Origin of the sequence: Methylobacterium sp. Leaf88, from assembly GCF_001422795.1 — a bacterium.
In the GTDB taxonomy this organism is placed as follows: Bacteria; Pseudomonadota; Alphaproteobacteria; order Rhizobiales; family Beijerinckiaceae; genus Methylobacterium.
This window is the reverse complement of sequence record NZ_LMMK01000045.1, coordinates 191370-212295: the sequence shown is the minus strand read 5'-3', so window position 1 is coordinate 212295 and position 20926 is coordinate 191370. Positions and strand designations below refer to the sequence as shown.

The 20926-nt window shown below is 69.0% G+C and carries 18 protein-coding genes; 13 read left to right on the top strand and 5 right to left on the bottom strand.

All coding sequences use genetic code 11. The annotated features are described in order from the left end of the window. The first annotated feature begins 9 nt into the window (after nt 1-9). Nucleotides 10-1305, top strand: a complete 1296-nt coding sequence (locus ASF20_RS17465) for an HlyC/CorC family transporter (protein ID WP_056276201.1) — start codon at nt 10-12, stop codon at nt 1303-1305. Nucleotides 1306-1457: 152 nt separating this feature from the next. Next, nucleotides 1458-2633, top strand: coding sequence for a GGDEF domain-containing protein (locus ASF20_RS17460; protein WP_056276198.1), 1176 nt, complete (start codon nt 1458-1460; stop codon nt 2631-2633). A 44-nt stretch (nt 2634-2677) separates the two neighbouring features. Here the strand turns inward: ASF20_RS17460 and ASF20_RS17455 are convergent, their stop codons facing one another. Continuing rightward, nucleotides 2678-3592 (bottom strand): peptidylprolyl isomerase, encoded by a 915-nt coding sequence (locus tag ASF20_RS17455; protein WP_156389766.1) that lies wholly within the window; start codon nt 3590-3592, stop codon nt 2678-2680. 618 nt (nt 3593-4210) lie between these two features. On the opposite strand from ASF20_RS17455, the gene secA reads away from it, so the two are divergent. The 3 genes from secA to ASF20_RS17440 all read left to right on the top strand — a co-directional run bounded on the left by secA (nt 4211) and on the right by ASF20_RS17440 (nt 8496). After that, nucleotides 4211-7105 carry a preprotein translocase subunit SecA gene (gene secA, locus ASF20_RS17450; protein WP_056276192.1) on the top strand — a complete coding sequence of 965 codons (2895 nt, stop codon included), beginning with the start codon at nt 4211-4213 and terminating at the stop codon, nt 7103-7105. Then, nucleotides 7102-7515 (top strand): GNAT family N-acetyltransferase, encoded by a 414-nt coding sequence (locus tag ASF20_RS17445; protein ID WP_056276676.1) that lies wholly within the window; start codon nt 7102-7104, stop codon nt 7513-7515. The genes secA and ASF20_RS17445 overlap by 4 nt, the downstream gene beginning before the upstream one ends. A gap of 93 nt (nt 7516-7608) precedes the next feature. Then, nucleotides 7609-8496 (top strand): cell wall hydrolase, encoded by an 888-nt coding sequence (locus ASF20_RS17440; RefSeq protein ID WP_056276188.1) that lies wholly within the window; start codon nt 7609-7611, stop codon nt 8494-8496. A 576-nt stretch (nt 8497-9072) separates the two neighbouring features. Here the strand turns inward: ASF20_RS17440 and ASF20_RS17435 are convergent. After that, nucleotides 9073-11022, bottom strand: a complete 1950-nt coding sequence (locus tag ASF20_RS17435) for a potassium transporter Kup (RefSeq protein WP_056211597.1) — start codon at nt 11020-11022, stop codon at nt 9073-9075. Between the two features lie 215 nt (nt 11023-11237). Next, a complete protein-coding gene (gene ispG / locus ASF20_RS17430) occupies nt 11238-12545 on the bottom strand; it encodes a flavodoxin-dependent (E)-4-hydroxy-3-methylbut-2-enyl-diphosphate synthase (RefSeq protein ID WP_056276185.1) in 1308 nt (435 codons plus the stop codon). Nucleotides 12546-12898: 353 nt separating this feature from the next. Here ispG and ASF20_RS17425 point away from each other — a divergent pair, with 353 nt between their 5' ends. The 7 genes from ASF20_RS17425 (at nt 12899) to ASF20_RS24235 (ending at nt 17869) form a co-directional block, all read left to right on the top strand. Beyond that, nucleotides 12899-14011, top strand: coding sequence for a patatin-like phospholipase family protein (locus ASF20_RS17425; RefSeq protein WP_056276181.1), 1113 nt, complete (start codon nt 12899-12901; stop codon nt 14009-14011). A 57-nt stretch (nt 14012-14068) separates the two neighbouring features. Beyond that, complete coding sequence (locus tag ASF20_RS17420; protein WP_056276178.1) at nt 14069-14689, top strand: sigma-70 family RNA polymerase sigma factor; 621 nt, start codon at nt 14069-14071, stop codon at nt 14687-14689. Nucleotides 14690-14800: 111 nt separating this feature from the next. Further along, nucleotides 14801-15595, top strand: coding sequence for an anti-sigma factor (locus ASF20_RS17415; RefSeq protein ID WP_244472684.1), 795 nt, complete (start codon nt 14801-14803; stop codon nt 15593-15595). 244 nt (nt 15596-15839) lie between these two features. Continuing rightward, nucleotides 15840-16700, top strand: coding sequence for a phosphatase PAP2 family protein (locus tag ASF20_RS17410; RefSeq protein ID WP_056276175.1), 861 nt, complete (start codon nt 15840-15842; stop codon nt 16698-16700). A gap of 3 nt (nt 16701-16703) precedes the next feature. Continuing rightward, nucleotides 16704-16841 carry a hypothetical protein gene (locus tag ASF20_RS24240; RefSeq protein WP_156389749.1) on the top strand — a complete coding sequence of 46 codons (138 nt, stop codon included), beginning with the start codon at nt 16704-16706 and terminating at the stop codon, nt 16839-16841. Nucleotides 16842-17103: 262 nt separating this feature from the next. Continuing rightward, on the top strand, nt 17104-17286 hold the full coding sequence (locus tag ASF20_RS17405) for a hypothetical protein (RefSeq protein WP_056276172.1): 183 nt from the start codon (nt 17104-17106) through the stop codon (nt 17284-17286). Nucleotides 17287-17440: 154 nt separating this feature from the next. Then, on the top strand, nt 17441-17869 hold the full coding sequence (locus tag ASF20_RS24235) for a TonB-dependent receptor (protein WP_156648117.1): 429 nt from the start codon (nt 17441-17443) through the stop codon (nt 17867-17869). Here the strand turns inward: ASF20_RS24235 and ASF20_RS17400 are convergent. Continuing rightward, nucleotides 17773-18522 carry a TerC family protein gene (locus ASF20_RS17400; RefSeq protein WP_056276169.1) on the bottom strand — a complete coding sequence of 250 codons (750 nt, stop codon included), beginning with the start codon at nt 18520-18522 and terminating at the stop codon, nt 17773-17775. The genes ASF20_RS24235 and ASF20_RS17400 overlap by 97 nt on opposite strands. 101 nt (nt 18523-18623) lie before the next feature. Then, nucleotides 18624-19547: a lipid kinase gene (locus ASF20_RS17395; protein ID WP_056276166.1), complete on the bottom strand. Its 924-nt coding sequence runs from the start codon at nt 19545-19547 to the stop codon at nt 18624-18626. 415 nt (nt 19548-19962) lie between these two features. On the opposite strand from ASF20_RS17395, the gene ASF20_RS17390 reads away from it, so the two are divergent. Further along, nucleotides 19963-20877: a hypothetical protein gene (locus tag ASF20_RS17390; RefSeq protein WP_056276163.1), complete on the top strand. Its 915-nt coding sequence runs from the start codon at nt 19963-19965 to the stop codon at nt 20875-20877. The last annotated feature ends 49 nt before the right edge of the window (nt 20878-20926 follow it).

Sequence of the window (20926 nt, the reverse complement as noted above, 5' to 3'; positions counted from 1 at the left end):
ATCGCACGCATGGAACCCCATACCGATCTCTGGCTGGCCGCGAGCATCGTGGTCATCTCGCTCCTGCTCTCGGCCTTCTTCGCTGGCGCCGAGACCGCCTTCACGGCGGCGTCCCGGGCCCGCATGCTGGCCCTGGAGAATGCCGGCGACGCGCGCGCGCGCCTCGTCAACGCCATCATGGCGAGCCGCGAGCGCTTCATCGGCGCCATGCTCATCGGCTACAACATCGTGGCGATCGGCGCCTCGGCCTTCACCACCGGCGTGCTCACCACCCTCTTCGGCAAGAGCGGCATCCTCTACGCCACCGGGGTGATGTCGGTCCTAGTCATCATCTTCGCCGAGGTGCTGCCCAAGACCCTCGCGATCAACAAGCCGGACAGCGCCGCCCTGGTCATGGCCCGGCCGGTGGCCTTCGCGGTGGCCCTGCTCGGGCCGGCGGCGCTCGCCATCGAGGCCCTGGTGCGCGGCATGCTCCGTCCCTTCGGCGTCCGGATCGGCGAGCGCCAGACCATCCTGTCGGCCACCGACGAGATCCGCGGCCAGGTCGCCCTGCTCCATCGCGAGGGTGGCGTGGCCAAGGCCGAGCGCGACATGCTCGGCGGTCTCCTCGACCTGTCGGACCTCACCGTCTCGGAGGTGATGGTCCACCGCACCAAGATGCGCACCATCGATGTCGACCTGCCCTCGGAGGAGATCGTGCGCGCAGTGCTGGCCTCGCCCTACACGCGCATGCCCCTCTGGCGCGGCACGACGGAGAACATCGTGGGCGTGCTGCACGCCAAGGATCTCCTCCGGGCGCTGGACGCCGCTGGCGGCGACGCCGCCGGTCTCAAGGTCGAGGCCCTGGCGTTGGAGACCTGGTTCGTGCCGGACACCACCTCCCTGCGCAACCAGCTCAAGGCCTTCCTCGCCAAGAAGACCCACTTCGCCCTGGTGGTCGACGAGTACGGCGAGGTGATGGGCCTCGTGACCCTGGAAGATATCCTCGAAGAGATCGTGGGCGACATCGCCGACGAGCACGACGTCACCGTCTCCGGGGTGCGGGCCCAGGGCGACGGCTCGGTGCATGCCGACGGCAGCGTGCCGATCCGCGACCTCAACCGGGCCATGGACTGGGACCTGCCCGACGACGAGGCCACCACCATCGCGGGGCTCGTCATCCACGAGGCCCGGGCGATTCCCGACACCGGGACAGCTTTCAACTTCCACGGCTTCCGCTTCCAGGTCCTGCGCAAGGCCCGCAACCGGATCACCGCCCTCCGGATCACGCCGCTCGGTCCCGGTCTGCGCAAGGTGGAGCCGTGACGACCCGCCATCCGCGGAGGTCGTCGACGGGCCTCGGACGTCCAGATCTGGGTAACCATGATCGTATAGAATAGCTTCGGACGCTGGTCCGCCGTCCCGAAGGGGCGAGCGGCTTCTGGATCATCGAACGAGCGAGGGGGCGGAACCGATCGATGCTGCTCGATGCCTCGACCCTTCTGCTCGTGACCGTGATCCTGACCTTCATGGTCGGCAGCCTGTTTCTGCTGTCCTGGAGCCAGGCCCGCCACGTCCACGCCCTGGCGATCTGGGGCGTCGCCCACATCACCGGCGCGATGGCCTCGGCCTTGCTGTCCCTGCGCGGGATGATTCCGGACTGGGTCTCGATCGGGGTCGCCAACGGCGTGATGATCGGGGCCTATGGCCTGATCTGGACCGGGACCCGCGCGTTCGAGGGACGGCGCGCCCGCTTCGCACCGATCGCAGTGGCGATCGCGCTCTGGGGGACGAGTTGCCTGGTCCCGGCGTTCTTCGCCTCGGTTCCCGCCCGGGTGATGCTGGCCTCGAGCCTCGCGGGAGGTTTCTGCCTGCTGGCCGCTCGCGAGATCTGGCGGGCCCGGGCCGAACCTCTGGTGTCGCGCTATCCCGGCGTCGCCCTGCTGCTGATCTACACCTGCGCCTACTGGATCCGCGTGCCCCTCGCGCTCGTCGCGCCGCCGCAGACCAAACCGAATCCGCTGCAGACGCCCTGGCTGACCATCCTGTGCCTCGCCGGCATGCTCTTCACCCTGGCGATCGCCTTCGTGTTCATGTCGCTGACGAAGGAGCGCGCGGAGCGCCTGCAGCGCCTCGCTGCCGACACCGACGCGCTCACCGGCATCCTCAGCCGGCGCGCCTTCGTGGCCCGGGCCGAGGCTGCGCTGGGGGAGGGCGGTACCATCACCCTGCTCCTGTTCGACCTCGACCACTTCAAGCGCATCAACGACCGGCACGGCCACGCGGTGGGCGATGGCGTCCTCGTCGGATTTTGCCACGCCGTGTCGGCGCTGCTGCCGGGCTCCGCGATCTTCGGTCGGATGGGCGGCGAGGAATTCGCCTGCCTCCTGCGCGGACTCACCCCGGAGGAGGCCTTGACCAAGGCCGAGTTCCTGCGTCGCGCCGTGGCCCGGATCGCCGTGCCGGAATTGCCGCACCTTGCGATCGGCGTCAGCATCGGTCTGGCGGTGCCGGAGGAGGGCTCCGCCGCCGTGGCGTCGGGACGCCGGCTCGATGCCCTGCTCAGCCGGGCGGATGCAGCGCTCTACCAAGCCAAGCGCAACGGGCGCGGGCGGACCGAGCCCGCACCGCACCCGCTGCTCCGAGTCGCCTGAGGCAGGGCAAGTCGCCTTAGGCAGGGCGAGTCGCCTGAGGCGGGTTACGGCGCCTTCTGAGCCGGGGCGGGCGCCACGGCCGGAGCGGCCGCCGTTCGCTCGATCTTGGCCCCCTCGCGCAGTTTCAGGATCAGGTCCTGCTGCGCCTTGCGGGTCAGGTACTGGTCCACCTGCTCCTTCATCTCATCGAAGGTCGGGACCGGCTTGGTGCGCTTCTCCTCGAGCTTGATCACGTGCCAGCCGAACTGGGTCTTGACCGGATCGGACACCTGCCCCGGGCTCATCTTGAAGGCGGCCTCGGCGAAGGGAGCGACCATGCGCTCCTTGGTGAACCAGCCGAGGTCGCCGCCCTCGGTCTTCGAACCAGGATCCTTCGACACCTCGGCCGCGACCCGGGCGAAGTCCTCGCCGCCCTTGATCCGCGCCGCGATCTTCTTGGCCTCGTCCTCGCTCTCCACGAGGATGTGGCGGGCGTGGGCCTCCTCCTCGGGCTTCATCGCCTTGACGGTCTGGTCGTAGAGGGCCTTGGCCGCCTCCGGCGTCGCCGCCTTCTTGGCCTCGCGCTCCAGGTACTCGTCGAGGAGGAGCTTGTCCTTGAAGTAGGCGAGCTTGCGCTGGAAATCCGGCGAATCACCGATCTTGGCGGCTTCGGCCGCCTGGGCCCCGACCTTGAGGTCGATCATGTAGTCGACGAGGAGAGCTTTCTTCTGGGCGTCGTCGACGCCGGGCAGAGAGAGGGCGGGATCTTCGGCCGCGATGGCGAGGTCTCCCGCGGTGATCGGTGCCCCGTTCACCTTCGCCACCACGGTCTCGGGAGCGACGGGTGCTGCGGCCGGTGCCGGGGCGGCCGGCGCCTGTGCCCGGGCCGAGGCCAGCGGCAGGCCGAGCGCCAGGGCGACGGCGCCCGTGCGCAGGAGGCCCGTGCGCAGGAGTCCGGAGCGCGAAAGGGACTTGATCATCGTCATGGAGGCGTCCTTGGGAGCGCCGCCCACGTCCCGGCACGGGGCCGGTCGGAGGTCGTCGCAGGGGGCGGTCGAGCGAGGTGCGGCCGGGGGCCGCGGATTGGCCGCGTCATCAGGTGGCGCGTGCACCCCCCGATGGCAAGCACGGCCGCAGCGTCGAGCGGCCGAATCCAGGCTCCCGTTCGCCGCGCACGCGACGCACCCTCACGCCGTTCCCTCTCCCGTCGCGGCGACGGGTGCGTCGGGCGATCACGATGCGGGGAGATCCCGCGAGCGGCCCGGACACGCGCGCCCGGATCCTTCGTATGAGGACTGAGACCATGAGAACCGGGGCCACGGCACCCCGGCGCCGAATCCGGCCCACGGGGTTCGCGCGGGCGAATCACGCCCCGGATCGAAACGCGGCGCGTCCGCGTTGGCCGGGTCAAAGCCGGCTCAGCGCCCCTCCGGGTATGCGGCCACTCGGCGTCCTCCGCTTGCCCCGCGCCGACCCGGCCCCACCCGATACCCCGGTGTGGACGCGGGCCGGCTCTTTCGGATGCGCCGGCCCGTGTTTACCTCTATAAGCCCGGCCAACATTCGCCTTCAGACTTTTCGATCGACCGTAGGTTCACGATGCTCGGTGCCCTCGCCAAGAAGATTTTCGGCTCGTCCAACGACCGGCGCGTGAAGGGCTATCGTCCCCGTGTGGCCGAGATCAACGCCCTGGAGCCGCAGGTCGCTGCGCTCTCGGACGACCAGCTCCGCGCCCGCACCGACATGCTGAAGGCCGAGCTCGCCGCCGGCAAGACGCTCGATGACATCCTCGTGCCCGCCTTCGCCACCGTGCGCGAGGCGGCCAAGCGCGTGCTCGGCCAGCGCCACTTCGACGTGCAGCTCATCGGCGGCATGGTGCTCCACGAGAGCGGAATCGCCGAGATGCGCACCGGCGAGGGCAAGACCCTGGTGGCGACCCTGCCGGTCTACCTCAATGCCCTCTCGGGGCTGGGCGTCCACGTGGTCACGGTGAACGACTACCTGGCCGCCCGCGACGCGGAGTGGATGGGCCGGGTCTACCGCTTCCTCGGCCTCACCGTCGGCACCATCGTGCACGGGCTCGACGACGGCCAGCGGAAGGAGGCCTACGCCGCCGACATCACCTACGGCACGAACAACGAGTTCGGGTTCGACTACCTGCGCGACAACATGAAGTACGAGCTCAGCCAGCTGTCCCAGCGCGGGCACAACTTCGCGATCGTCGACGAGGTCGATTCGATCCTAATCGACGAGGCCCGGACCCCGCTGATCATCTCCGGCCCGGTCGACGACCGCTCCGAGCTCTACGTCTCGGTCGATGCGCTGATGCCGCATCTCGAGCGGGAGCATTACGATCTCGACGAGAAGCAGCGCACGGTCTCGCTGACCGAGAGCGGCAACGAGTTCGTCGAGGACCTCCTGCGCGGGGCTGATCTCCTCAAGGAGGGCGACCTCTACGACGCGCACAACGTCAGCCTCGTCCACCACGTGAACTTGGCCTTGCGCGCCCACACCCTGTTCACCCTGGACAAGGACTACATCGTCAAGAACGACGAGGTGGTGATCATCGACGAGTTCACCGGCCGCATGATGCAGGGCCGGCGCTACTCGGAAGGCCTGCACCAGGCGCTCGAGGCCAAGGAGCGGGTGACGATCCAGCCCGAGAACCAGACGCTGGCCTCGATCACCTTCCAGAACTACTTCCGCCTCTATTCCAAGCTCGCCGGCATGACCGGTACGGCCTCCACCGAGGCCGACGAGTTCGCCGAGATCTACAAGCTTGAGGTCGTCGACATCCCGACCAACAAAGAGGTCGAGCGCGTCGACGAGGACGACGAGGTCTACCGGACGGTGGCCGAGAAGTACGACGGCATCATTGCCGAGATCGAGAAGGCGCATGCGCGCCACCAGCCGATTCTGGTCGGCACCGGCTCGATCGAGAAGTCGCAGCACCTGGCCGAGATGCTGGTCAAGGCAGGCTTCCGCCAGCTCGACTACTCGGACCCCAACGCCCTCACGGACGTCTACGCCGCTGCCCGCGAAGGCCGGGTGACGAAGCGCTTCGCCGTGCTCAACGCCCGCTTCCACGAGCAGGAAGCCTACATCGTCGCCGAGGCCGGCGTGCCCGGCGCCATCACCATCGCCACCAACATGGCCGGGCGCGGCACCGACATCAAGCTCGGCGGCAACGTCGAGATGCGCGTGGAGAAGGAGCTTGCCAGCGTGCCCGAGGGGCTGGAGCGCAACGCGAAGATCGAGGCGATCAAGGCGGAGATCGCGGAGAACCGCGACAAGGTGCTGGCCTCGGGCGAGGCGGCCGACCCGGCTGCGGGCCGCAAGGTCGCCCTGCCGGGCGGCCTCTACATCATCGGCACCGAGCGCCACGAATCCCGCCGAATCGACAACCAGCTGCGTGGCCGCTCCGGTCGCCAGGGCGATCCCGGCCGCTCGAAGTTCTACCTGTCGCTCCAGGACGACCTGATGCGGATCTTCGGGTCCGACCGCATGGACGGCATGCTGACCCGCCTCGGCCTGGAGCAGGGCGAGGCGATCATCCATCCCTGGATCAACAAGGCCATCGAGAAGGCGCAGCAGAAGGTCGAGGCGCGCAACTTCGACATGCGCAAGAACGTGCTCAAGTACGACAACGTCATGAACGACCAGCGCAAGGTCGTGTTCGAGCAGCGCCGCGACTTCATGGGCCAGGACAGCGTGCGCGAGACCGTGGACGAGATGCGCCACGGCGTCGTCGACGACCTCGTGGCGGTGCACGTGCCCGAGAACGCCTACGCCGAGCAGTGGGACATCGAGGGCCTGCGCGAGCGGGTCCAGACGGTGCTCAACCTCGACGTTCCGGTGGAGGACTGGGCCAAGGAGGAGGGCATCGCCGACGAGGAGATGCGCGACCGCCTGCGCCAGGCCGCTGACGAGGCCTATGCCGGGCGCACCGAGAAGAATACGCCCGAGGTGATGACCTATGTCGAGAAGCAGGTGCTCCTGCAGACTCTCGACCACCTCTGGCGCGAGCACCTCGTCACCCTCGACCACCTGCGCCAGGTGGTGGGCTGGCGCGGCGTCGCCCAGCGCGATCCCCTCAACGAGTACAAGTCCGAGGCGTTCGAGCTGTTCAACAGCCTGGTCGCCGCCCTGCGCGAGCAGGTGACGCAGCAGCTCTCGCGCATCGAGATCATGTACGAGGAGCCGCCCGCGGAGGGCGCCGACAACCCCTTCGCCCCACCCGGCCTGCCGCCGATGTTCGCCCAACACCTCGATCCCGTCACCGGTGAGAACGAGATGGCGGGCACCGGTACGGGTAGCGACGGCGGCGCGGGTCCCGCCTACGGCTACGCCGCACGCGAGATGGCCACGGACACCGCCGTTCTCGAGCGCAACCCGGACGATTCCTCCACCTGGGGCCGCGTCGGGCGCAACGAACCTTGTCCCTGCGGCTCGGGCAAGAAGTACAAGCACTGCCACGGGACGCTGACGGCCTGAGCGTGCCGGCGGTCGCCTACGGCATCGAGCCGGACCTCGACGCGGCGGAGTTCCGCCGCGTCCTGATCGAGTCCGGACTCGCCGTGCGCCGCCCGACCGACGACCTACCGCGCCTGGCCCGGATGCTGGCGCAGGCCGATCTCGTCGTCACCGCCCGGCGGGACGACGACCTCGTCGGCGTCGCGCGCACGCTCACGGATTTCGTGTTCTGCGCCTATCTCTCGGACCTCGCGGTGAGCCGCTCCGCGCAGGGGCTCGGGATCGGACGCGGCCTCCTCGCCGCCACCCGAGCGGCAGTCGGGCCGCAGGCCTCGCTCCTGCTGACGGCCGCCCCCGGGGCCGTCAGCTTCTACGATCGGATCGGGATGCCGCGGGTGGCGGATGCCTTCCGCTACGACCGCGAGGCCTGACCCGCCGCCTCGAAATCGCCGCCCCTGCCCAGAAACGAACCCATTTGGTGATCAAGCCATATGAATACGCTTGAGGGAGTGGAGCGAGACGGCATGCAGGAAACCCGATCGGCGACGACGCTGCCACTACTTGGTCTCCTCCTGGCCGTTCCTAGTCTCGGTGGTTGCAATACCTATGCGGGTGCACCCACGGTGACGGGTTCGACGCTCGCAGCCAAGCCGGTGTCCGTCACCGATGAAGAGCGCGACTGTCTCGGTCGGGCGATGTACTTCGAGTCGAATCGCAGCGACGCCGAAGGCCTGCTCGCCGTCGGCACGGTGGTCATGAACCGGCTCGAGGCCGCCGCCTTTCCGAATGGCGGGATCTGCTCGGTGGTCGGCCAACCCCGGCAATTCGCCCCCGGTGTCCTGACGAAGAAGATGGACGACAAGAGCCTGCAGAAGGTCGCCGAGGTGACCGATGCCGTCCTCGATGGCCAGCGCCACCCGAAGGTCGGGCGAGCGATGTACTTCCACACGGCCGGCCTGCGCTTCCCCTACAACAACATGCACTACGTGGCGGTGGCCGGCGGCAACGCCTTCTACGAGAAGCGCAAGCCCGGCGCCGTGGAGCAGGCCACGCCGCCCGCGCCCGCCACCGCGCTCGCCTTCGCCTCGGCCGAGGCCCCCGCGGCGCCGACGATGCCCGTGGTCGCGGCTTCGGTTTCCCCCGCGGCCGCCCCCATCCCCGCCCCGGTCGAGACCGCGGCCGCCCCCATCCCCGCCCCGGTCGAGACCGCGGCTGCCCGCGCGACCCTGACCGCCTCGGTGCCGGACCATCGTGCGGCCCCGATCCGTACGGTGCGGGCCACCGTCGACGAGAAGCCCGCACCCGCGGCCAGGGCACCGAAGGCCGCCCACAGCCGCGTCGCCCTGACGCCGGCCGCCCTGGCTCCTGAGCCGCTGATCCCGCCGCCCGTCCTCAACCTGCCAAGGCCGTGAGCCGGCCCCCGGGGAACCGCCGCGAGCCGCGGGCCGCGGGCCGATTCCCGACGGGCCTCGGTTCCGGCGCTCTGCGTGCCGCTTTCGGTCGCGGAGACTAACGGGGCCGCCACCCTACCTGAAATCGCACCTTTTCCTTACCGCAGGTCGCGATGAACATGGTTCGGCCGATCGCCCATCTCACAAAGGCGTGCACGCGTGCGATCGTCCGTGCACTCACTGGGGGCTTCGATGCGCTGACGGGTCCGATAGGACGCCTGAACGATCGCGTCGAAGCGCACCTGCGCGATCGGACACCGCTGCTCAGGGCCTATTATGCGCGTCCCGCGCCTCGGCTCGCCGCGCCGTTGCCCGTTCTCGACGGGCCCATCGATCTGGCGCTTCGTGGTGGAATCCGCGAGACCGCGCCGAGCCGACCGGCGGAGACGACGGCGCCGCAGCCATCCGCCATGGCATAAGCCAGGTGCCGCCCTCCGAAGCCACCTGATCCGCTCACTGCGGTGGCGCTTCGCCCGAATGTCGGAAAACCCCCCCGTCGCGGCCCTTCGGACCGGGAGGCCGCCTTCGGCACGGTCCCTACACGGTCACCTGGGTCCCGACCTCGACCACGCGGCCGGTGGGGATCTGGAAGAAGTCCGTGGCGTCGTTGGCGTTCTTGGCCAGGGTGATGAAGATTCGGTCCTGCCACAGGGGCATGCCCGAATGGGCGGCCGGGCGGATCGAGCGGCGGGACAGGAAGAACGACGTCGCCATGATGTCGAACTTGAAGCCCTGCTTGCGCAGCAGCGTCAGGGTCCGGGGGATGTTCGGCGTCTCCATGTAGCCGAACTTCATCACCACCTTGTGGAAGTGCGGGCCGATCGGCTCGATGTGAATACGGTCGACCTCGGCGGCGCGGGGCGTATCCACGGTCTCCACGGTGAGCACCACGTTCTTCTCGTGCAGCACCTTGTTGTGCTTCAGGTTGTGCAGCAGGGCGGCCGGGGCGATGTAGGGGTCGCTGGTCAGGAACACCGCGGTGCCGCGGACGTGATGCGGCGGGCTCTTCTCCAGCATGCTGACGAGCTCGGTGAGCGGTACGTCGGTCTTGCGCGTCTTGTTGATCAGGATCCCGACGCCGCGCACCCAGGTCCACATCATGACGATCAGGGCACCGGCGAACAGCAGGGGTACGTAGCCGCCCTCGAACACCTTCAGCATGTTCGACAGGAGGAACAGGAACTCCACCGCCGCGAAGGGCAGGATCGCGAGGCCGGCGGCCCAGGGCGACCATTTCCAGGTCTTCCACAGCACCAGGAAGGCGAGGCTGGCGGTGATCAGCATCGTGCCCGTCACGGCGATGCCGTAGGCCGAGGCCAGGGCCGCCGAGGAGCGGAACAGAACTGCCAGGATCACCACGCCGACCATCAGCAGCGCGTTGATCTGCGGCAGGTAGATCTGGCCCGAATGCGATTCGGAGGTGTGGCGGATCTCCAGGCGCGGCAGCAGGCCGAGCTGGATCGCCTGGCGCGACAGGGAGAAGGCGCCGGTGATGACGGCCTGGCTCGCCGTGACGGTGGCGGCGGTGGCGAGCAGCACCATCGGCAGCAGGCCCCATTCGGGCACGAGCTGGAAGAACGGATCGGTGGTGTCGGGCTTCGACAGCACCAGGGCCGCCTGGCCGAAATAGTTCAGGACGAGGCAGGGGCCGACGAGGCCGAGCCAGGCGATCTGGATCGGCCGGCGCCCGAAATGGCCGAGATCGGCGAACAGGGCCTCGGCCCCCGTCACCGCCAGGAACACCGCGCCGAGCGCCACCAGGGCGCCGGTGCCGTGCCCGAGGAGGTAATGCACGGCGTAGTACGGGTTGAGGGCCCAGAACACGTCGGTGTTGGCAGCGATGTGGGGCAGCGCGGCGAGCGCCATCGCGGCGAACCACACCACCATCACGGGGCCGAAGAAGGAGGCCACCTTGCTGGTGCCGCGCACCTGGATGAGGAACAGCGGTACGATGATCGCGATGGTGATCGGCAGCACGTACGAATCGAAGGCTGGGGTGACGAGCTTCAGGCCCTCCACCGCCGAGAGCACCGAGATCGCCGGCGTGATGATGGCGTCGCCGTAGAACAGCGAGGCGCCGAGCAGACCGAACATGAACACCACGCGGGAGCCGCCGAGCGCCGTGCGGGCCAGTGCCATCAGCGAGAGGATGCCGCCCTCGCCGTTGTTGTCCATCCGCAGCAGGATGACGACGTACTTGATGGTGACGATGAGGACGAGGGCCCACAGGATCAGCGAGGCGACGCCCAGCACCTCCTCGCGCAGCAGGATGCCGTCGGCCCGCGCCGAGACCAGTGCCTCACGGAAGGCGTAGAGCGGGCTCGTCCCGATGTCGCCGTAGACAACCCCGACGGAACCGAGGACCAGCGTCCACAGGCCCGCCGGGCCGTGGGCCCGGGCGGTCTCGGGCGAGGCCTCGGCGGCCGGAGGTGCACCGGCGCCGTCGGGTTTGGCGGCGGGCGCGCTCGAAGGGGCGGTCTGCGTCATTCGGCTCGATCGAGGCTCGTGGCGAGCCCAACGTCTCGCGGCGCGGGTTTGGTCGCGCGCGAGAACGCCGGGGCCGTCCCGACGGGGTCGGGCGGCGGGGGACGGTCGCGTTCACGCTATCATGCGGCGCAGCACGCGAGAACGGCAACCTGGGCGCGGTTGCCGCTCATCGGGGTTCGAGTCCGGATCGCGTCCGGCAGCTGCGCGTCAGGAGGCTACTCGGCGGCGGTGCGGGTACCCGTGCCGAAGCGCCGCTCGATGTAGTCGGTCACCACGGTCTCGAAATCCTTGGCGAGGGTCGGTCCGCGCAGGGTCATGGCCTTCTTGCCGTCGATGAAGACCGGCGCCGTGGGGGTTTCGCCGGTGCCCGGCAGGGAGATGCCGATGTCGGCGTGCTTCGATTCGCCGGGGCCGTTCACGATGCAGCCCATCACCGCGACGTTGAGCCCCTCGACGCCCGGATAGGCCTTCTTCCATTCCGGCATCGAGGTGACGATCCAGCTCTGGATGTCGCGGGCGAGTTCCTGGAACGTGGTCGAGGTGGTGCGGCCGCAGCCCGGGCAGGCGGCGACGAGGGGCACGAAGGTGCGGAAGCCCATGGTCTGCAGGAGTTCCTGCGCGGCCTTCACCTCCACGGTGCGGTCGCCGCCCGGCTCGGGGGTCAGCGAGTAGCGGATGGTGTCGCCGATGCCTTCCTGCAGCAGCACGCCGATGGCGGCGGAGGCGGCCACCAGGCCCTTCGAGCCCATGCCGGCCTCGGTGAGACCCAGATGGATGGCGAAGTCGGAGCGGCGCGCCACCTCGCGATAGACCGCGATGAGGTCCTGCACCGCCGAGACCTTGGCCGACAGGATGATCTTGTCCTGGGACAGGCCGAGTTCCACCGCGCGCTCGGCCGAGCTGAGGGCCGATTGCACCATGGCCTCGCGCATCACCGCGCGTGCGTCGATCGGCCGGGCCGAGCGGGCGTTCTCGTCCATCAGGTGCGTGAGCAGCGCCTCGTCGAGGGAGCCCCAGTTCGCGCCGATGCGGACGGTCTTATCGTAGCGGATCGCCTGCTCGATGATGGTCGAGAACTGCGTGTCCTTCTTCTCCTTGAAGCCGACATTGCCCGGGTTGATCCGGTACTTGGCCAGCGCCTCGGCGCAGGCCGGATGGTCGGACAGGAGCTTGTGGCCGATGTAGTGGAAGTCGCCCACCAGCGGCACGTGCACGCCGATGCGGTCCAGGCGCTCGCGGATCTTCGGCACGGCGGCAGCCGCCTCGTCCCGGTCGACGGTGATGCGCACGAGCTCCGAGCCGGCCCGGGCGAGCTGGGCCACCTGGGCCACGGTGCCGTCGATGTCGGCGGTGTCGGTGTTGGTCATCGACTGGACGACGATCGGTGCACCGCCGCCCACCGTGACCGCGCCCTCACCGGATCCGATGGTGACGCCGACCGTGCGGTGGCGTGGGCTCGGGCCTGCGATCTCGGGGCCGGTGCCGCTGATCGGGTTGACGGGGGTCGCGTCCATGATGTCCATCGTTGACTGTGCGCTCCGAGGAACGTCCGCCGCCGACCGGGAGCCTCCGATCGGGCAGGTCCGGACCGGGGGCGGCGTTCCGATGCCGCAAACTCTACGCCCTCGATCGTTTAGCTGAGATGACGGCGGGCGGGCGTCAAGTCCGCTGCGTCACCGGGCATTCCGGATGGCACAGCGAACACGCTGATCGTATTCGGCTTCTCCCATGTCCCATCCGGGCGGCGATGTCGAGTTTCCGGACCGGTCCGGGTGGCAGGGCTGCGTCACGGACAGGGAACCGCTGCATCTTCCCGCCTGTTTGTGGCCTTGCGACATCATATATTGCGCTGCAGCATAAATGTTGGGAGATCCGCATGCTTGATCCGCATCAGCAGCCGACGGTCGATTCGCTCATCGACGTCCCGGTCGAACGGGACCTGCGGATGCAGCCCGCCGCCAAGACCCGTGTGATGGCGGGTCCGCATGCGGAGAAGACCGTCGCCCTCGCCCTTCAGGGCGGCGGCGCGCACGGCGCCTTCACCTGGGGCGTGCTCGATGCGCTGATCGAGGACGGGCGCCTCGGTTTCGAGGCGATCACCGGGGCGAGCGCCGGGGCGATGAATGCCGTCGTGATGGTCGATGGCTGGCTCGAGGGCGGGCCCGGGGGCGCTCGCCGGGCCCTGGAGCGGTTCTGGCGCGAGGTCAGCCTCGATGGCGACTTCTGGCCGGCTCAGCGCCGCGCCTTCAGCGGTCTGTTCGAGTTCTGGTCGAACAATCCGATCGCGGAGTTCTGGAGCCGGGCCCTGAAGACCAGCCCCTACACCTCGAACCCGCTGAACTACAATCCGCTCCGCAAGGTGCTCGCCGCCCAGGTGGATTTCGAGCGCCTGCGCGCCGCTGAGACCGCTGCGGTGTTCGTCTCCGCCACCAATGTCTGGACGGGCAAGCTCGCGGTGTTCGAGCGCGAGGCGCTGAACGTCGATCACCTCATGGCCTCCGCCTGCCTGCCGACCGTGTTCCAGGCGGTGGAGATCGACGGCGTGCCCTACTGGGATGGCGGCTATCTCGGCAACCCGCCGCTCTATCCCCTCTATCGCGGGGCCGAGACCCGCGACATCGTCCTGGTGCAGATCAACCCGGTGGAGCGCCGCGAGACCCCGCGCACGCCGCAGGAGATCCAGGACCGGCTCAACGAGATCACCTTCAACGCCAACCTCATGCGCGAACTGCGCGCGATCGACTTCGTCGACCACCTCATCGCCGAGGGCGTGCTCGGCCGGGGCGAGTACCAGTCGCAGTACGTCCACCGCATCGACGGCACGGGCGCCCTCGACGAGTACCAGGCCTCCTCGCGCCTCGATGCCCGCTGGCGGGTGTTCGAGCGCCTGCGAGACAAGGGCCGCGGTGCGGCTCAGGCCTGGATCGCCGAGAATTACGAGCAAATCGGCCGAACCTGCACCCTCGATCTCGAGGCGACCTACCGCTGATGCGCGTCCACACGCCGCGGCTGGATTAAGAGCAGCGGTTCGTGCGTTGATGCTCTTATGACGACCGAACCGAACCGGCCCGGCCCCGCTGCCATCGTCGACCTGCTCGTGCCGCTCCGGCGCTACGCGCGGGCCCTAACGCGCGACACGCTGCGGGCCGATGACCTCGTGCACGATGCGCTGGTGCGGGCCCTGGAATCGGGCCAGGCGGCGCGGCCGAACACCAACCTGCGCACCTGGATGATGACGGTGCTGCACAACGTCTTCATCGACGAGCAGCGCCGGAAGCGGGTCGAGGCCCGCCACGCCGATACCCTCGTGCAGATGAGCGAGGAGATGGCGCCCCCGGCCCAGGAGGCGCAAGTCCGCCTTGCGCAGATCCGGCGCGCCTTCCTCACGCTGCCGGAAGAGCAGCGCGCCGCCCTTCACCTCGTTACCCTGGAAGGTATGGCCTATGCCGATGCGGCGGCCGTCCTCGGCATCCCCATCGGCACACTGATGTCGCGTCTCGGGCGGGGCCGCGCCGCCCTGCGGGCCTTCGAGGAAGGTGAGCGCCAGGGGAGCGGTGTCGCCGAGCGGCGCCAGCGCCTTGCGGCCGAGCGGCCGCGCCTGCGCCTCGTCGCCCAGGACGAGGACGACGCATCGCACCGAACGGGCCGCGCCGTCGGCGACACCTGAGACGTTTTCGAAGACCGGGACGGAGCGCCATAGGCAGGCCGATCCGTTCTCAGCGCGGCCGGGACTCCTCGTCCGGGGACGCGCCCCCTGTATCCGACCGGAGCCGACGCCATGGACCAGACCGCGATGATCGATCCGATCACCGAGAATGACCTCACCGCCTTCGTGGATGGGCAGCTCGATGGCCTGCGCCGCCTCGACGTGGAGGCGCACCTGGCGCGCAATCCCGAGACCGCCGCGCAGATCATGGCCGAGCTGCACGACCGGGACGCGCTCCGGCAGGCCTTCGCCATTCTTCCCGGCCCCGGACCGGAGCGTAACCGGGCCGCCGCACGGCGCCTCGACCGGACTCTGGCCTGGCGCCGGTTCGGTGACCGCCTGCGTCGCGCCGCGGTGATCGCGCTCCTCGTTGGCACCGGCTGGCTGGCCCATTCCGACGGGCCTTTCCTCGGCGTGCCGGACACGTTCGCCTCCCCCGTCGATCCGGCCCTGGTCGCCGATGCCCGCCACGCCCGCGAGGCGGCGCAGGTCCGCGCCCGCATTGCCGCGCAGCGGGGCGATCAGGCCCAGGCTTATGATCGCGCCGGCATTGCAGCAGCTACCGGCATCGCGTTGCCCGACCTGCCGGCGGACTGGACGGTGCGCGACGTGCAGATCGTGCCGGCCCGCAACGGCACCGGCATTGAGGTGGTGATTGACGCCGGCAAGCTCGGCGAAGTCTCCCTGTTTGCCACCCGCAGCCTCGACGGCCACGTCGCTCCGAGCGAGGTCACGAGCCCCGGCGACGGCGAGACCGCCTACTGGACCGCCGGTCACTCGGCCTACGCCCTCAGCGGAGGTCACGACCACGTCGGTCTCGAATCCGCAGCGCGCAACCTCGCCGGCCGGACTGCGACGAAGCTCTGATCGGTCGTCGCGTCGGTCCGGCGCCTGCATTGCCCGGTTTCCGCGACGCGGCGCTCTCTCGGCGCGTCGATGCAGGACGACCAAGTCCGGTCATTCGCCTCCTCCGACGTTTTCCGGGAGCCCGAAAGAAACATCGAAAGCGATTTCGTCAGCGTTCAGACGAGCCGTGCCATAGGCCTGTTGTATAGAAGCCCTATACTCCGATGGCACCTGCTCTGTGCCGACCTCTGACGCCGAGACGCCGATGGCCCGCCTGCTCCCGACCCTGATGTTCCTGGCCGTCCTGCCGGTGGGGATTGCCCCTACGGCGGTTTGGGCGGAGGAGACTGCGCCGAAACCGGCCTCGGCCCCCGCCGTCGGTGTCACGCCCCTGACACCCGGCAAGGCAGCCCGGGCACCCTACCTCTCCGAGGCACAGGCGCCCGACACCGTCGCGATCCTCGGAGCCCCGCCGCGGGGCCAGTCGGCGGCCGAGTCGGCGGACAAGGCCGCGTTCGTCGCAACTCGGGCCCTCAAGGGAACGCCGCGCTGGACCCTGGCCACCACCGATGTGGCCGATGGCGCCTCGGCGATCCTTGACGACTTCGCCTGCGTCATCGGCCAGCGTATCGAGCAGTCCCGGGCGCCTGCCCTGATGACCCTTCTGGAACGCGCGCGCCTCGACATCGCCCAGGCCACTCGTGGTCCGAAGCTGCATTACCGCCGCCTGCGCCCCTTCGTCGGCAACGACGCGGAGATCTGCGTGATGCGGACCTCCGACCTCGGCAATGCCTTCAGCTTCCCGTCGAGCCATGCGACCCAGGCCTGGACCTACGCGGCGATCATGGCGGCCCTGATGCCCGAGAAGGCGACGCAGTTCTTCGTCCGTGCCCGCTCCTACGGCGAGAGCCGTGTCGTCTGCGGTCTGCACTGGGCGAGCGATATCGAGGCCGGGCGCACGGCTGCCAGCGCCGTCTTCGCCGCCCTTCAGGGCGACGCCGGCTTTCGGGCCGATCTGGAGAAGGCTCGCGTCGAACTCGGCAAGCTCAGGGCCGCCGGCGGTCCGGCTCCCGACCAAGCCGTCTGTGCCCGCGAGGAGGCCGCCGCCCGTGAGCCGATCCTGTAGTGTTTGACCGGCGACCCAGCGTTCCCGAACTTCATCACTGAGCAGTACCGGATCGGTTATGCCTTCGAGCATCGCTTCGGCCCCGACCCGATCTTCCGGCAGAACTTCCGCAACCAGCAGATCGACGCTGACCTAAGCTAGACCCAGATCGACGCCCTGAGCGACGATCTCACCCGGGCCCTGCGCTCCACGGGCCGGATCACCAACGTGCTCAACGCGTTCGCGGTCGACAACCAGATCGAGGCGCACGTTGCCACCGGTCCCGTGCAGCGCACCCTGCTCACCGACGAACTCATGCCCTCTGTGAGCTTCGCGCCCTCCTTCGCCTCACACTTGGGCTCGATCGCGACGGCACACCGTTCCAGTCGACGGAAGTCCAGCAGATGGCGGCATCAAGTTCAACGTGCCGGGCACCAACGTCGTCCTGAACACCGCCATCTTCGACATCACCCAGACCAACGTGCTGCGGCCCGACCCCGTCAATCCGTTGGTCGTCCAGGCCGCCGTCGGAGAGGCGCAGGCGCGCGGCGCGGAACCGGAGGCCGTCGCCAATCTCGGACCCGGCTTCAACATCCTGGCTGCCTAGAGCCACGTGGACATCCGAACGACCCGGAGCCTGGGCAGCCCGGAGACGGTCGGGCTCGCCCTTTCGGGCATTCCCGGCAACCCCTTCAAGATGCGCGCGACCTCCGTGCTAACCCCCGGGTCTCGACCTCTACGGTCTCGGGGTCGGCGGCGGCGTGCGCGACGCTGGCAGCAGCTCGGCCAACGACGTGCCAAGCAGCTTCCGCAACGCCACCGTGACTCTGTTCGATGCGGTACTCGGCTACGATTTCGCACGGATCGATCCGAAGCTGCAGGGCATGAAACTGCAGGCCACCGTCCACAACATGTTCGACCGCAGCTATCAGACCTGCTGCCAGGCGGGCTTCTGCTATCGCGGTCAGCCGCGCCGGTTCATCGCGAGCCTGATCGATCTCTGGGAACGCGCCGCCCAACGGAAAGAGGCCCGGCCGATCAGCCCGGCCGAGCCTCCTCGAGGATTTTCCCGTGAAACGTTAACGACGTTTCCTCAGGATTTGGTGATCGTTCCGGTCTGGGCACGCCTGCGGCGTCGGGCCAGCATGTTCAGCCCCTCCACGCCCGCCGAGAAGGTCATGGCAGTGTAGATGTACCCCTTCGACACGTGAGCACCGAAGCCTTCGGCGATCAGCGTCATGCCGATCATGATGAGGAAGCCCAGCGCCAACATCACCACCGTCGGGTTGGCGGCGATGAAGCGCGACAACGGGTCGGCAGCCAGCAGCATCACGGTCACGGCGGTGACGACGGCGATCACCATGATGGGCACGTGCTCCGTCATGCCCACCGCCGTGATGATGCTGTCGATGGAAAACACGAGATCGAGGACGAGGATCTGGCCGATGGCCGCGGTGAAGCCGAGCCGCACAGCGCTGCTCCCGAACGTCTCCGGCTCCGGATCGACGGTGTGATGGATCTCCTTCGTGGCCTTCCACAGAAGGAACAGGCCGCCGGCGATGAGGATCAGATCGCGCCAGGAAAAGCCCTTGCCGAACACCTCGAAGACGGGCTGCGTCAGGGCGACGATGTACGCGATGGTGGCGAGGAGGCCGAGGCGCAGGATCAGCGCGAGGCCGATGCCGATGCGCCGTGCCTTCTGCTGGTGCTCGGGCGGAAGCTTGTTGGTCAGGATCGAGATGAAGATGAGGTTGTCGATGCCGAGCACGACCTCCATCACCACCAGGGTGGCGAGGGCCGCCCAGGCGGTGGGGTCGCTGGCGAGTTGAAGCAGGCTGTCCACTGTGGCCTCGTCGAGTCAGTCAGGGCCGCTCCCCCGGATGGCGTCGCGCCGGGAGCGGGGATGGAGAGGGGCGAGGCCGGTCCCGGCCCCGTTCGGCTGGGTCAGGCCGTCGGACCGGGGCTGCTCGCGGCCACGCCCGGCCGTTCGGCCGGGGCCGGGCTGAAGATCCGCACCGCCTTCGGCACCACCTTGAAATGGGCCGGGGTGTAGGTCGACAGCTCGCCGTCGGTGTTCACGGGGCGCGGCTTCTTGGTGTTCACCACGATCTCTGTGGTGCTGAAGGCCCGCACGTCGGCTGCCTTGCCCTGAGTGCCCTTGCGCAGAGCCGGCAGGAGCATCAGCAGCCGCCACCAATGGGCGACCTCCAGGCTGTAGAAGTCGAGCTTGCCGTCGTCGACGGTGGCCGTCTCCTCGACGGTCATGCCGCCGCCGTAGTGACGTCCGTTGCCCACCGAGACCTGGATGGTGCGCACCGTCTCGGTCTGACCGTCATGCTCGATGTAGACGGTGAAGGGCCGCATCCGCCGAAGCACGCGGACCGCCGCGATGCCGTAGCCGAGGGTGCCCCAGGTCTTCTTCGATTCCGCCGTAAGGTCGCCCGCGAGGTCCGCCGAGAAGCCGATGCTGGCGACGTTGAAGTAGTAGTGCCCGTTGACGCAGCCAAGATCGGCCGGGCGTGCCTCCGCGCTGGTGATGAGGCGAGCGGCCTCCACCGGGTCGACGGGCAGGCCGAGGGAGCGGGCGAGATCGTTGGCCGTGCCGAGGGGCAGGATACCCAGGGGCAATCCCGTCTCGACCAGAGCGGGCGCGGCCGCGTTGAGGGTGCCGTCACCGCCACCGAGGATGACGAGATCGCAACCCTGCGCGTGACGCTTGATGACCGCGGTGCAGTCGGCGTCACCCGGCGGCTCGAAGGGTTCGATCCCTCCGGCGCGGAGGACGTCGCGGACCTCGTCGAGGGAAAAGCTGCCGTTGCGGGCCTTCGGATTGACGAGGAGAAGCGCCTTGCGGGAGGGCGCGCTCATCGGGGGGCTCCGGTCTGGCACGGATCAGTCTGACGATTTGGGAACGGGAGACAACGAGGGACCATGAGGCTCGACACCCTCCGGTGCGTTCGCGCCGCGTCAGCGCAAAAGCATGGAAGGGTCCGACATCACGGTCAACGCCTCGACCGCCAGAGGGGCCCGGACCCGATCCCCAAGGTGGGTTCAGGCTTGGCAATGACAAGAGCCCCTCGGCACAAGAGTCGGTGCCGCGGCGCCTGAGTCCGTGCGCGACGCATCCCCGCAATCCTCGCACCCGTCCACACTTCCGAACCTGGGCCGAACCGTTGCGTGCGCATTCAGGGAAACTTAGCGGCCGCACCCGACGTTTCATTCCGGTCGATCGGTCCCGCACGCGCTTTTCCGAAACCCCGGCCGCGACCCCGGTGATGATGCCATGCGCCACGGTCCAAGCTCCAACGGAACCGGTCTCGTCCGACTTGGCTTCGCCTCGTCCGTCGCGCTGATGAGCGCGGCTCTGTCCGTAGGAACGGCGCAGGCCCAGACGCGCCCGGGTTGGGTCGACCCGCCGGCTCGACAGGCGGTGCAACCCGGCGCGGACAAGGCCGTCGGTGAGAAGCTGTCGCTCGAGAAATCCGCCTCCGAGAAGCCGGTGACCGAGAAGCCCGTGGCTGAGACGCCTGCGACGGCCAAGGCGCAGGCGGATGGCCCGTCGGCCCAGGACGCGGCGAGCGCTGAGCGGACGCCGATGGCCGCGCACCGGCGGCGCGTGGCAGGATCCGCCGACGGCCGCCGTGCGGCGACCCGCGAGGGACGCGCCGCGCCGGAGCGCCTGCATATCCGCCCGCGCCTGGCCGACACGCCCACCCCGATGGCATCACCGGCGGAGGCCTCGGACGCACGCTTCCCCGAATGGGCCGCCGCCGCGACGCGCCTGACCGACCGGTACCTGGACAACGTCTCGGCCCCCGGGGACGCGATGGTGGTGAACGCGCCGAGATTCTACGCCGAGCGGGTCCGTTTCCATGACCGCACCCTGTCACTGGCGGCCCTCATCGCCGAGAAGCGCCGCTTCGTCCGGCGCTGGCCCGAGCGTCACTACGAGGCACAGGGCGGAGCGACCCGAACGGCCTGCAACGCGACGAGCGCAACCTGCATCGTCCACACCATCTTCAATTTCCGCGCCGACAACCCGGGGCGCGGTGTGCGTTCGCAGGGCGTATCCGAACTCACCCTGACCATCAGCTTCGCCGGGGAGCGCCCGCTGATCGTCGCCGAGTCGAGCCGCGTGCTGCGCCGCTATGGTGCGGGGCCGCAGAGCGCTATAGCGAATGCGCAGCGCGGTGCCTGAGGCCGGCCCGTCGCGATCGGTGCGTCATACCCGGAGTTCTGGGCATCTT